Below are 13,690 nucleotides of genomic sequence, written 5' to 3' on the forward strand. Positions count from 1 at the left end.
CGACTTTCCGATGGTGGGGTCGCAACTTGTCGCTTCGCTCAACTTGACGTACGCCGAAGGGAAACGGTTGCTCGATGATCCCTTACGGGTGAGTCACGATCCGGACCCGATTGCCGTAACGCCCCGTGCGGCGAGCACCGTGTCGCGCTCCCTACCCTTCAGACTCCCCCCGGATCAGGGCGAGCACGCCATCCAGCTCGTCAGGCTTCACCAGAACGTCACGAGCCTTCGAACCCTCACTCGGTCCGACGATGTTCCGCGACTCCATCAGGTCCATCAGCCGCCCGGCCTTGGCGAAGCCGACGCGCAGCTTGCGCTGGAGCATGGACGTCGACCCGAACTGCGTGGAGACCACCAGTTCGGCCGCCTGGCACAGCAGGTCGAGGTCGTCGCCGATGTCCTCGTCGATCTCCTTCTTCTGCTTGGTGCCCACGACGACGTCGTCCCGGAACACGGGCGTCATCTGGTCCTTGCAGTGCCGGACGACGCCCGCGATCTCCTCCTCGGTGACGAACGCGCCCTGCATACGGGTGGGCTTGTTGGCTCCCATGGGCAGGAACAGCCCGTCGCCCTTGCCGATGAGCTTCTCGGCGCCCGGCTGGTCGAGGATGACCCGCGAGTCCGCCAGCGAGGACGTGGCGAACGCCAGCCGCGAGGGCACGTTCGCCTTGATCAGGCCGGTGACGACGTCCACCGACGGCCGCTGCGTGGCGAGCACCAGGTGGATGCCGGCCGCGCGGGCGAGCTGCGTGATGCGCACGATCGCGTCCTCGACGTCACGCGGCGCGACCATCATCAGGTCGGCGAGCTCGTCCACGATGACCAGCAGGTACGGGTACGGCTGGAGCTCGCGCTCGCTGCCCTCGGGCGGCTTGACCTTGCCCTCACGCACGGCCTTGTTGAAGTCGTCGATGTGCCGGAAGCCGTAGGCCGCCAGGTCGTCGTACCGCAGGTCCATCTCGCGCACGACCCACTGGAGCGCCTCCGCGGCCCGCTTGGGGTTGGTGATGATCGGTGTGATCAGGTGCGGGATGCCCTCGTACGCGGTCAGTTCGACCCGCTTGGGGTCGACCAGGATCATCCGCACGTCCTCGGGGGTCGCCCGCATCATGATCGAGGTGATCAGGCAGTTGATGCAGGACGACTTGCCGGAGCCGGTGGCGCCGGCGACCAGCATGTGCGGCATCTTCGCCAGCGAGTGCATGACGTAACCGCCCTCGACGTCCTTGCCGAAGGCGACCAGCATCGGGTCGTCGTCCTCGGCGGACTCGGCCAGACGGAGGACGTCACCGAGGTTGACCATCTCGCGGTCGGTGTTGGGGATCTCGATGCCGACCGCGGACTTGCCGGGGATGGGGCTGATGATCCGCACGTCCGGGCTGGCGACGGCGTAGGCGATGTTCTTCGTCAGGGCCGTGATCCGCTCGACCTTCACAGCGGGGCCGAGCTCGACCTCGTAGCGCGTGACCGTCGGGCCGCGGGTGAAGCCGGTGACGCTGGCGTCGACCTTGAACTCGGTGAAGACCGTCGTCAGCGACTCGACGATGAGGTCGTTGGCGGCGCTGCGCGCCTTGCCCGGGCCGCCGCGCTCCAGCAGGTCCAGCGCCGGGAGGGAGTACGTGATGTCGCCGGAGAGCTGGAGCTGCTCCGCGCGCGGGGGCAGGTCGCGGGGTTCGGAGGGCGGGGCCTTGGTGAGGTCGCGGACGCCCGGCCTGGGCTTCTGCGGGCCGGCGTCGTCCTGCTCGGGCGTGCTGTCCTTCTTGGGCTTGTCCTGCTGCGGCCGGGCGGCCGGGACGGGCGTCGGGGTGGTCGCCTCCTGGTCCCCCACCCGTACGCCCTGGGTGAGGTCGGCGACCACGGGCGACGGTGGCATGCCGTGCAGCACGGCTCCGTCGAGGGCGGCGGCGGCCGCCGCGGCGACGTCCACGGCGTCCCTGGGCCGGTCCATGTCGGGCTGCGGTACCGCCGAGCGGCGCGGACGGCCTCGGCGCCGCGTGAGCGCCGCCTGCTCGGCACCGTCGGGGTCGTACGCCTCGGGCGCCGGCGCGCGCCTGCCGCGCGGGCGCGCGGGCAGCGCTTCGCGCCACTGCTCCTCGTAGCGCTCGTCGTCGTCGGCGAAGGCGAACTCGTCCTCGGCCGGGTCGCGGACGATCCCGAGACGCACCCCGAGCAGCCGCAGCCGCTGCGGGATGGCGTTGACCGGGGTGGCCGTGACGACCAGCAGCCCGAAGACCGTGAGCAGCACCAGCAGGGGTACGGCGAGCACATCGCCCATGGCGTACGACAGCGGGGTCGCAGCGGCCCAGCCGATGAGGCCTCCGGCGTCCCTTATGGCCTGCATGCCGTCGCCGCGCGCGGGTGAGCCGCACGCGACGTGGACCTGACCGAGCACGCCGATCACGAGCGCGGACAGGCCGATGACGATACGTCCGTTCGCCTCGGGCTTCTCCGGGTGACGGATGAACCGCACGGCGACCACGGCGAGCAGTATCGGCACGAGCAGGTCGAGGCGGCCGAAGGCGCCGGTCACCAAGATCTCGACGAGGTCGCCCACGGGGCCCTTGAGGTCGGCCCAGGTGCCCGCGGCGACGATCAGCGCGATGCCGAGCAGCAGCAGGGCGACACCGTCCTTGCGGTGGGCCGGGTCGAGGTTCTTGGCGCCCTGCCCTATGCCCCGGAACACCGCGCCGACGGCGTGCGCCACACCGAGCCAGACGGCACGCACGAGGCGGTAGATGCCACCGGTGGGACTGGGGGCCGGTCTGGGCGCGACCTTCTTGGCCGCGGCCTTCCGGGCGGGCGCCTTCTTCGCGGGAGCCTTCTTGGCGGCGGCCTTTCTCGCCGGAGCCTTGGCGGCCGCCTTCTTCGCGGGCGGCGGCTTCTTGGCTGCGGAGGGACGTGAGGCCATGGGTGTGAGGTTACCGGGGGAGACGACAGGGGACACGCGTGTCCACGGCTTCACCCGTTCGTGTCGCTTCGGGAGAGGCGCGAAACTGACGCGCGGTCATGGCTGGCAATCCCGCCTGCACACGCGTCAGTTCTGCGAGGACACCGAGGAGGTGCTTCCGGTGCCCGGCTCCAGCGCGTCCAGCGCCCGCCGCAACCCCGTGAGCTTGCGCTCCAGATGAGCCGCCGTGGCCACCGCGGCGGCGTCCGTCGACTCGTCGTTGAGCTGCTTGGTCAGCGCTTCGGCCTGCTCTTCGACGGCCGCGAGCCGTGCGGAGAGCTCCGCGAGCAGCCCGGCCGACTCCTTGGCCTCGCCGCCCGTGTCCTTGCCGTTGCCCTCCAACTGGAGCCGCAGCAGCGATGCCTGCTCCCGCAGCTGGCAGTTCTTCATGTACAGCTCGACGAAGACGGAGACCTTCGCGCGCAGCACCCACGGGTCGAACGGCTTGGAGATGTAGTCCACCGCGCCCGCCGCGTAGCCGCGGAAGGTGTGGTGCGGGCCGTGGTTGATCGCCGTGAGGAAGATGATCGGGATGTCCCGGGTCCGCTCCCGGCGCTTGATGTGCGCGGCCGTCTCGAAGCCGTCCATCCCCGGCATCTGGACATCCAGCAGGATGACCGCGAAGTCGTCCGTGAGCAGCGCTTTGAGCGCTTCCTCCCCGGACGATGCCCGCACCAGCGTCTGATCGAGCGCAGAGAGGATCGCCTCCAGCGCCAGCAGATTCTCCGGCCGGTCATCGACCAGGAGGATCTTGGCCTTCTGCACCATGGCCCGCCCTCCTCGCCCCGGCGTGGGGCCTCCCCTGTCCGCAGGACCTGCGGCAACACCGGTGGGTGCCGCCCCAGGGGACGACTCCCTTGCGCCGCCCGTCCTTGTGCCGGTCATCGTAGCCGCACCCTGCCCGTCGCCACACCCTGTCACCGTGATGTCACTGTGTACGTAGCAGAAACGCAGCAGGAGACCAGAAGGTTCCCCAGATCTTGTACTTCTACACGACTATGCGCACACCGAGTCCGCAACTCCGTGTGAACACCGAACCTTCCCGTGATGGTCGCGCAACTGCCCAACGTTCCCCTCATTCCCCTCGCATCCACTGATCCATCACCGCCAGCAGGTGATCGGGGTCGACCGGCTTCGTCACGTAGTCGGAGGCGCCCGACTCGATCGCCTTCTCCCTGTCGCCCTTCATCGCCTTGGCGGTCAACGCGATGATCGGCAGACCGGCGAACTGCGGCATCCTGCGGATCGCACTGGTCGTCGCGTACCCGTCCATCTCGGGCATCATGATGTCCATCAGCACGACCGCCACGTCGTCGTGCTGCTCCAGGACCTCGATCCCCTCCCGGCCGTTCTCGGCGTACAGCACCGACAGGCCGTGCTGCTCCAGGACGCTGGTCAGGGCGAAGACGTTGCGGATGTCGTCGTCGACGATCAGGACCTTCTGGCCGCCGAACCGGATGCCGCGGTTCGGCTTCGGCGCCGGATCCTGCTCGGCCGGGGCCCACTGCTCCAGCTGCGCGGGGCGCGGCGGCAGCTCGGGCATCCTGCGCCGCCGCCGGAACAGGGCGGCAGGCCCGTTCTGCGTCTCGCGGTACGACGTCACCTCGGCCGGCGTCTCGACCTCGACGTCCGACAGCTCGGACAGGTCGGTCGTGGACGCCACCAGGTCACCGGCCTCCAGGGCCGGCAGCTGCTGCTGGTAGCCCTGGGGCGGCAGTTCACTGGGGTGCAGCGGCAGATACAGCGTGAACGTCGAGCCGCGGCCCGTCTCGCTCTGCGCGTGAATCTCACCGCCGAGCAGCTGCGCGATCTCCCGCGAGATGGACAGCCCGAGGCCCGTACCGCCGTACTTCCGGCTGGTCGTGCCGTCGGCCTGCTTGAACGCCTCGAAGATCACCCGCATCTTGCTGGAGGCGATGCCGATCCCCGTGTCGGTCACGGAGAACGCGATCAGCTCGGCCTCCGGATCGGTCAGCGACCCGGTCTCCAGCAGCTGCTCGCGGATCCGCTGCGGCACGTCGTCCCGCGCCGGCCTGATGACCAGCTCCACCGACCCGGAGTCGGTGAACTTCACCGCGTTCGACAGCAGGTTGCGCAGCACCTGCAGCAGCCGCTGCTCGTCGGTGTGCAGCGTCGCGGGCAGCTCCGGCGAGACCCGCACCGACAGATCCAGGCCCTTCTCCGCCGTCAGCGGCCGGAAGGTGGCCTCCACGTAGTCCACGAGCTGGACGAGCGCGATCCGCGTCGGGGAGACGTCCATCTTGCCCGCCTCGACCTTCGACAGGTCGAGGATGTCGTTGATGAGCTGGAGCAGGTCCGAACCGGCCCCGTGGATCGTCTCGGCGAACTCCACCTGCTTCGGGGAGAGGTTCCCCTCGGCGTTGTCGGCGAGCAGCTTGGCCAGGATCAGCAGCGAGTTGAGCGGCGTACGCAGCTCGTGCGACATGTTCGCGAGGAACTCGCTCTTGTAGCGCATCGACACCGCGAGCTGCTCGGCACGCTCCTCCAGGACCTGCCGAGCCTCCTCGATCTCGGTGTTCTTCACCTCGATGTCGCGGTTCTGCCGGGCCAGCAGCTCGGCCTTCTCCTCCAGTTCGGCGTTGGAGGCCTGGAGGGCCTTCTGCCGCTGCTCCAACTCGGCCGAACGCTCCCGAAGTTGCTCGGTCAGCTCCTGCGACTGCGCCAGCAGCAACTCCGTCTTGGTGTTGACGGAGATGGTGTTGACGCTGGTCGCGATCATCTCCGCGATCTGGTTCAGGAAGTCCTTCTGGATCTGCGTGAACGGCGTGAAGGACGCCAGCTCGATGACCCCGAGCACGCTGCCCTCGAACAGCACCGGCAGCACGATCACCTGCGCGGGCGGTGCCTCGCCGAGCCCCGAGGAGATCTTCAGATAGCCGCTCGGCGCGTTCTCCACGAGGATCGTGCGCTTCTCCTCGGCAGCCGTCCCGACCAGCGCCTCACCGGGCTGGAACGACGTCGGCATGGAGCCCATCGAGTAGCCGTAACTGCCGAGCATGCGCAGCTCGTACTGGTCCTCGTCCGTGGCGCTCATGTCCTCGCCGTCGACGAGCGGCATCGCCACGAAGAACGCGCCGTGCTGCGCGGAGACGACCGGGGTCAGCTCGCTCATGATCAGCGATGCCACGTCCTCCAGGTCGCGGCGGCCCTGCATCAACGCGGAGATCCGGGCCAGGTTGCCCTTGAGCCAGTCCTGCTCCTTGTTGGCGATCGTGGTGTCGCGCAGGTTGGCGATCATCTTGTTGATGTAGTCCTGGAGCTCCTGGATCTCCCCGGACGCGTCCACGTCGATCTTCAGATTGAGATCACCGCGGGTCACCGCGGTCGCCACGCGCGCGATGGCACGCACCTGCCGGGTCAGGTTCCCGGCCATCTCGTTCACCGACTCGGTCAGGTCCCGCCAGGTGCCGTCCACGTCACGCACGCGTGCCTGGCCGCCGAGCTGGCCCTCCGTGCCCACCTCGCGGGCTACCCGGGTGACCTCCTCGGCGAAGGACGACAGCTGGTCGACCATCGTGTTGATGGTCGTCTTCAGCTCCAGGATCTCGCCGCGCGCGTCGATGTCGATCTTCTTCGTCAGGTCACCCTTGGCGATGGCCGTGGTCACCATGGCGATGTTGCGCACCTGCCCGGTCAGGTTGGACGCCATCTGGTTCACGGACTCGGTGAGGTCCTTCCACGTGCCGGCCACACCGGGCACGTGCGCCTGGCCGCCCAGGATGCCGTCCGTGCCCACCTCACGCGCCACCTTGGTGACCTGCTCGGCGAACGAACTCAGCGTTTTCACCATCGTGTTGATGGTGTCGGCGAGCTGCGCGACCTCACCGCGCGCCTCGATGGTGACCTGCCGCGTCAGGTCACCGTTGGCGACCGCCGCGGAGACCTGGGAGATGTTCCGCACCTGAGTGGTGAGGTTCTTCGCCATCAGGTTGACGTTGTCGCTCAGGTCCTTCCAGATGCCCGTGACACCCGGCACGTGCGCCTGGCCGCCCAGGATGCCCTCGGTGCCCACCTCACGAGCCACCCGGGTCACCTGCTCGGCGAAGGACGACAGCTGGTCCACCATCGTGTTGACGGTCGTGACCAGCTCCAGGATCTCGCCCTTGGCGTCGACGGTGATCTTCTTCGACAGGTCACCCCGGGCCACCGCCGTCGTGACCTCGGCGATGTTGCGCACCTGGATGGTCAGGTTGTTGGCCATGCCGTTCACCGACTGGGTGAGGTCCTTCCAGGTGCCGGAGACGCCCTGCACCTCGGCCTGACCGCCCAGGATGCCCTCCGTACCCACCTCACGGGCCACGCGCGTGACCTCCTGAGCGAACGACGACAGCTGGTCCACCATCGTGTTCAGGGTGTTCTTGAGCTCCAGGATCTCCCCGCGCGCATCCACGGTGATCTTCTGGGACAGGTCACCCCGGGCCACCGCGGTCGCCACCTGCGCGATGTTCCGCACCTGCGCGGTGAGGTTCCCGGCCATGCCGTTCACGGAATCCGTCAGGTCCCGCCACACACCGGCGACCCCGGGCACCTGCGCCTGACCGCCCAGCCGCCCGTCCGTGCCCACCTCACGCGCCACCCGGGTCACCTGGTCGGCGAAGGCGGAGAGCTGGTCCACCATCGTGTTGATGGTGTTCTTCAGTTCGAGGATCTCCCCGCGCGCGTCGACGTCGATCTTCTGCGACAGGTCGCCGCGGGCGACGGCCGTCGTCACCTGAGCGATGTTGCGCACCTGGGAGGTGAGGTTGCCGGCCATGGAGTTGACGGAGTCGGTGAGCTCCTTCCACGTGCCGGAAACGCCGTCCACCTGGGCCTGACCACCCAGGCGTCCCTCGGTGCCCACGTCCCGGGCCATGCGCGTCACCTGGTCGGCGAAGGACGACAGCTGGTCCACCATCGTGTTCACGGTGTTCTTCAGCTTCAGCATCTCGCCGGAGACGTCGACCGTGACCTTCTGCGACAGGTCACCGTTGGCCACCGCCGTCGTCACCTGCGCGATGTTCCGCACCTGTCCGGTGAGGTTCCGGAACGCCGTGTTGACGGAGTCGGTCAGGTCCTTCCAGGTCCCGGCCGCGCCCGGCACCTGCGCCTGACCACCCAGCTCACCTTCGACACCGACCTCCCGCGCCACGCGCGTGACCTCGGCACCGAACGCGGACAGCTGGTCCACCATCCCGTTGACGGTGTTCTTCAGCTCCAGCATCTCGCCGGCCACATCGACAGTGACCTTCTGCGACAGGTCACCGTTGGCCACCGCCGTCGTCACGGCGGCGATGTCCCGCACCTGCGTGGTGAGGTTCCTGAAGACGGTGTTGACCGAGTCCGTCAGGTCCTTCCAGGTCCCCGCCGCGCCCGGCACGTTCGCCTGTCCGCCGAGCCGCCCCTCGGCACCCACCTCGTTGGCCACGCGCGTGACCTCGTCGGCGAAGATCCGCAGCGTCTCGGTCATCTGGTTGATCGTCTCGGCGAGCTGCGCGACCTCACCGCGCGCCTGCACCGTCACCTTGCGTGACAGGTCACCGTTGGCGACCGCCGTCGTCACCTCGGCGATCCCGCGCACCTGGGCCGTGAGGTTCCCGGCCATGGTGTTCACGGAATCGGTGAGTTCCTTCCACACGCCCGCGACCCCGGGCACCTGGGCCTGACCACCCAGCGCACCGTCGGTGCCCACCTCACGGGCCACGCGGGTCACCTCGGAGGAGAACGCCGACAGCTGGTCCACCATCGTGTTGACGGTGTTCTTCAGCTCCAGCATCTCGCCGGCGACCTGGACCGTGACCTTCCGGGACAGATCACCCTTGGCGACCGCGGTCGTCACCAGCGCGATGTCCCTCACCTGGGCCGTCAGCCGGTACGCCATCGTGTTGACGGAGTCCGTCAGATCCCGCCAGGAACCCGACATGCCCCGCACCCGGGCCTGACCGCCCAGCTTGCCCTCGGTGCCCACCTCACTGGCCACACGCGTGACCTCGTCGGTGAACGTCGACAGCTGGTCGACCAGATTGTTGACCGTCCGTCCGACCTTCAGGAACTCGCCCCGCAGGGGCTGACTGTTGCCGTCCGGCACCTGCGTCCGCAGCTCCATCCGCGGCGACAGATCACCCTCCGCCACCGCCGAAAGCACCCGGCCGACCTCGGAGACCGGCCGTACCAGGTCGTCCACCAGGGCATTGCCGTTGTCGATCGCCGTCGCCCAGGAGCCCTCGCAGGCACCCGTCTCCAGCCGCTCGGTGAGCTTGCCCTCGCGGCCCACCATCCGCCGCACCCGCGACAGCTCACCCGTCAGATGCAGATTGCGGTCGGCCACTTCGTTGAAGACCGCCGCGATCTCGGCCATCACGCCGTCGCCGGACACGGTGAGCCGCTTGCGGAAGTTCCCGTCCCGCATCGACACCAGGGCAGCCATCAGCCGGTTCAGGGCCGCGGTGTCCACCTCGGTCGTGCCGCCACGCACCTTGCCCTGGTTGACCGGGGACTGTCCGCCTTTCGCGCGCGTCTTCTTGCCACGCGTCGCTGCGCCAGACTCCACTGTGTCCCTCCCGCAGGGATCGACCGTCACTGCTGTGTCCGGGTACCACGCTCGCCGTACCAGTTACTACTGCGTATTCTCTGCCCTGCATACCAGGCCGCTTCCACGGGGGCTGCTGCCCACGGTCACCATCGGGCACACAGCCTGCCCGGACCTTCACAGGAAGCTTGCCCAGTGTTTCACCCTGGCCGAACCAGGCCATAACAGTTCGGCAGCTTCGCACATCGTCCGCACACCCTCCGGACGGAAACACTGCAGACCGGCATCCGCACGGACCGCGAAGGTAAGTAACCTTGCATCCGGCTGTCCAGCCGCGCCGGTCCGTCCGGCCTGGGCGGTGGCACGAAGACGAGCGGGCATCGGAGGGGCGGCCGCACACAACATGACCACCGGACTGATCCCGGGGGGACAGCCCCCGGACCCCCGGCCGACGGGCAGCCTGCCGCAGCAGCGGCGCGAGCCGGTCGGACCCGCAGCCCAGCACGTCGAGAACCGGTCGAGGAGTTCTGTGATCACCGCGCGCGCGGCCGCCAGTTTCGAGCCCGTCGGGCGATCGGTCGCGAGCGCCCGCTCCTTCGTCCGCGACACCCTCCAGGGCTGGGGCTTCGCCGACATCGTGGACGACGCCGTCGTTCTCACCAGCGAACTGGTGACCAACGCCGTGGTCCACGCCGGCACCTCCGCCGACGTGCTCTGCCTGCGCAGCGACGACGGCGTACGCATCGAGGTGGCCGACCGTTACCCCGAACGCGAGATCCCCCTCCAGGGCACGGCCATCAACATGGGCAACCCCGACCGCGAAGGCGGTCGCGGACTCCAGCTGTGCGCGGCCCTCGCCGGCCGCTGGGGCGTCGAGTACATCCCCACCCACAAAACCGTCTGGTTCCAACTGGACCTGCCCGCACGCGCGGTGGGCACCCGCGCCGCCGGCCCGGCCCTCCCCTCCGACCTCCTCCCCCTCGCCGACGGCCGGGTCCGCGTCGCCGTCATCCAGATCGACCGCACCGGCCACATCACCGCCTGGAACGAGGACGCCGAGGAGCTCTTCGGCTACCCGGCCGAGCAGGTCACCGGCAAGCCCCTGACCGATCTCGCCGCCTGGCCGCACACCCCCGGCACCAGCACCGGCATCGCCGAAGCCCTCCGCCTGTCCCGCTGGGAAGGCAGTTACGGCATCCGCGCAGCCACCGGCCGCGTCACCCCCGTCTACGCCTCCCACCTGCGCGTCCGCGACACCGGCGGCGAGCCGTCAACCGTGTGCCTCCTGGTAAGGGACCACGAACGGGCAGTTCTGCAGACGCCCCTGCGTGTCCCCGGCTCCGACCCCTCGACCGGCGCCGAAGGGCAGAGCACCGATCCCTTCGAAGTCTTCATCGGCTCCCCCGCCCCTGACGATCTCGACGGTCTCCTCCAGCGCACGGTCGAACGCGCCCGCGACATGCTCGACGGCGACTCGGCGTTCCTCCTGCTGGCCACCGACGACGAGACGGAACTGGAGGTCCGCGCCTCCACCGGCCTGCCCTCGGCCCGCCAACGCTTCGCCCGCGTCCCCGTCGAAGCCGGCCCCGGCCGCTACGGCTCGGCCCGCATGCCCGCCGTCCACGACGACCTGACCGCGGTCCCCGGTGCGGTACCACTGCTGAACGGCACGGGCATGCGCTCGGTCGTCACGGTCCCGCTGAAGGTCGAGGGCCGCCTCACCGGCTCCCTCGGCGTCGCCGCCGAAGCGCCCGCCAGATACTCCAACGAGGAGGCCCTGCGCCTCCAGTTCGCCGCCGACCGCATCGCCCTCGCCGTCGAATCGGCCCGCCTGGGCGAACTGGAACGCCTGCGCCGCGGCTCCCTGAACTTCCTGGTCGAGGCATCCGACCTGCTCGCCGGCACCTTGGACCGCGACCAGACCCTCGCACTGATGGCTCAGATGACGGTCCCCACCCTCGCCACCTGGTGTGCCGTCTACACGATCGCCCAACAAGCCTCCGAGCCCTACCTCTCCTACGTCCTGCACGAGGACGAGGAACTCATCGACGGCATCAAGTCACTGCTGTCGAAGGTCCCCCCGCCCGACCCGGTCCCCACCCCGGGCGCCCGCGTGTGGACGGCCCCCGGCGAGGTCGCCCACCAGGCGGCCCTGCGCACCTCCATGCGCAGCCTCGGCCTCAGCGGCAGCCCCACCCGACAGGTCACACCCGGCATCGGCCCCACCCTCGCCACCGCCTCCGCCGTCGGCGGCGAGACCGTCGTCCTTCCCCTGGTCGCCCGCAACCGCGTCATCGGCATGCTGACCCTCGGCAAGCCGACCGACGAACACTTCCGCCAGGAGATCCTGGAACTCGCCGAGGACCTCTCCCGCCGAGCCGCCCTGGCCCTGGACAACGCCCGCCTCTACTCGGAGCGCACGACGATCAGCCAGTCCCTCCAGCGCAGCCTCCTGCCCCCGGAGCTGCCGCTGATCGACGGCGTCGAGGTGGAGGTCATCTACCGCGCCGCCGGCGAGGGCAACGAGGTCGGCGGCGACTTCTACGACGTCTTCCCCATCCGCGACGGCGCCTACGGCTTCGCCATCGGCGACGTCTGCGGCACCGGCCCGAACGCGGCGGCGGTCACGGGCCTGGCCCGCCACGCCCTGCGCCTGCTGGCCCGCGAGGGCCTCAGCGGCCCGGCGGTCCTGGAGCGCCTCAACTCCGCGATCCTCGACGAGGGCGCCCGAAGCCGCTTCCTCACCCTCCTCTACGGCGAGATGCGCCCCCAGGAGGACGGCAGCGCGGAACTGAAGGTGGTCTGCGCCGGACACCCGCTCCCGCTGCGCCTGCGCCAGGACGGCTCGGTCGAACCGGCCGCGGAACCCCAGCCGCTCCTCGGCGTCATCGAGGACCTGGAGCTCTACGAGCAGACCGTCACCCTCGACCCGGGCGACGTCCTGCTGTGTGTCACGGACGGCGTCACCGAACGCCGGGAGGGCGCCCGCATGCTCGGCGACGACGGCCTCGCCGATGTCCTCACGACCTGCACGGGCCTGACGGCCGGCGCGGTCGCGGCGCGCATCATGCGCGCCGTGGAACGCTTCGCGTCGGACGCCCCGTCGGACGACATGGCGATCCTGGCCATGCGCGTCCCGGGCCTTCAGAAGGACTAGGAGAACGCGAAAGGCCCCACCCTTAAGGGTGGGGCCTTTTTGCTGGAGCCCCCAAGCGGAATCGAACCGCTGACCTTCTCCTTACCATGGAGACGCTCTACCGACTGAGCTATAGGGGCCTGTTGCTTGCGAGGTTTCCCCCCGGCAACGGAATAGATCATACCCCGAACAGAGCCGTGCTCCCAACCGCGTCAGAAAGCGGGCTGCAGAAGTCCTCCGAGGGCATTGCAGGCGGACACGATGCGCTGCATGTCGCGCTTGGTCAGCGACGCGTCCACCGGCAGCGCCAGTGTCTCGTCGGAGGCCCGTTCGGTCTCCGGCAGCGAAACACACCGTCGGAATTCGGGCAGCCGGTGCACGGGCGTCTTCACCGGCACCCGGCACGCAACTCCCTTGGCGCGCACGGCCCGTGCGAAGGCGTCCCGATCGGGTCGTCCATTGCCGGGAACCCGCACGACGTACTGTTGGTAGGTGTGCCCGTCACCGTCCTCCGGCGCCCGGACACCCCTCAACTTGGTGTGGAGGTAAGCCGCGCGCTCCCTCCTCTGGGCTATCTCGTCATACGGCGCCTCGGACTCCCCTTGCTCCAGTACGAGCAGTCCGTGCCGCTGTCCGAGCGCGTGCAGTCGCGGGATGTCGGCGAGCCGCCCGAAGCGATGTACGGCAACCACGGCCGCGGTCCGCGGAGTCACCGCCGCTTCCACGGCAGCGACGTCGAGGCAGTAGGTGGCGGGGTCTATGTCGGCGAACACCGGAAGAGCCCCGGCTTTGGCCACGGCCTCGGCGACCTCGACGTTCCCGAAGGCCGGCACCACGACCTCGTCACCGAGTCCGACACCGGCGGCCCTGAGCATTGCAGCAGTACCCATGCTGTGGATGCTGCTCGCACAACGTGAACTTCAAGTGACGTGGAACAAAAAAGGGTTGGACCCGGAACCGAAGTTCCGGGTCCAACCCTTTCAATGATTGTTCGGCGGCGTCCTACTCTCCCACAGGGTCCCCCCTGCAGTACCATCGGCGCTGTAAGGCTTAGCTTCCGGGTTCGGAATGTAACCGGGCG

At 69.1% G+C, this 13,690-nt stretch carries 5 protein-coding genes, 1 tRNA gene and 1 rRNA gene; 1 reads left to right on the forward strand and 6 read right to left on the reverse strand.

Annotation, left to right across the window (positions count from 1 at the left end; translation table 11 throughout):
• Nucleotides 1-151 precede the first annotated feature (151 nt).
• From AB0B29_RS17090 to AB0B29_RS17100, 3 genes are all read right to left on the reverse strand, one after another.
• Nucleotides 152-2,908, reverse strand: a complete 2,757-nt coding sequence (locus AB0B29_RS17090) for a DNA translocase FtsK (protein ID WP_362239934.1) — start codon at nt 2,906-2,908, stop codon at nt 152-154.
• 126 nt (nt 2,909-3,034) lie between these two features.
• Entirely contained in the window at nt 3,035-3,715 is a 681-nt protein-coding gene (locus AB0B29_RS17095; protein WP_221759153.1) for a response regulator, read from the reverse strand.
• Between the two features lie 307 nt (nt 3,716-4,022).
• Entirely contained in the window at nt 4,023-9,494 is a 5,472-nt protein-coding gene (locus AB0B29_RS17100) for a HAMP domain-containing protein (RefSeq protein WP_362239936.1), read from the reverse strand.
• Between the two features lie 382 nt (nt 9,495-9,876).
• Between AB0B29_RS17100 and AB0B29_RS17105 the strand changes: the two genes are divergently transcribed.
• Nucleotides 9,877-12,630 carry a SpoIIE family protein phosphatase gene (locus AB0B29_RS17105; protein WP_362239939.1) on the forward strand — a complete coding sequence of 918 codons (2,754 nt, stop codon included), beginning with the start codon at nt 9,877-9,879 and terminating at the stop codon, nt 12,628-12,630.
• A 43-nt stretch (nt 12,631-12,673) separates the two neighbouring features.
• Here the strand turns inward: AB0B29_RS17105 and AB0B29_RS17110 are convergent.
• The 3 genes from AB0B29_RS17110 to rrf form a co-directional block, all read right to left on the reverse strand.
• Nucleotides 12,674-12,749 (reverse strand) — tRNA-Thr (locus tag AB0B29_RS17110).
• A 72-nt stretch (nt 12,750-12,821) separates the two neighbouring features.
• On the reverse strand, nt 12,822-13,484 hold the full coding sequence (locus AB0B29_RS17115) for a DegT/DnrJ/EryC1/StrS family aminotransferase (RefSeq protein WP_362239999.1): 663 nt from the start codon (nt 13,482-13,484) through the stop codon (nt 12,822-12,824).
• 114 nt (nt 13,485-13,598) lie between these two features.
• Nucleotides 13,599-13,690 (reverse strand): 5S ribosomal RNA (gene rrf / locus AB0B29_RS17120); the annotation flags it as partial.

Source organism: Streptomyces tibetensis (assembly GCF_040647715.1).
GTDB classification, from domain to species: Bacteria; Actinomycetota; Actinomycetes; order Streptomycetales; family Streptomycetaceae; genus Streptomyces; species Streptomyces tibetensis_A.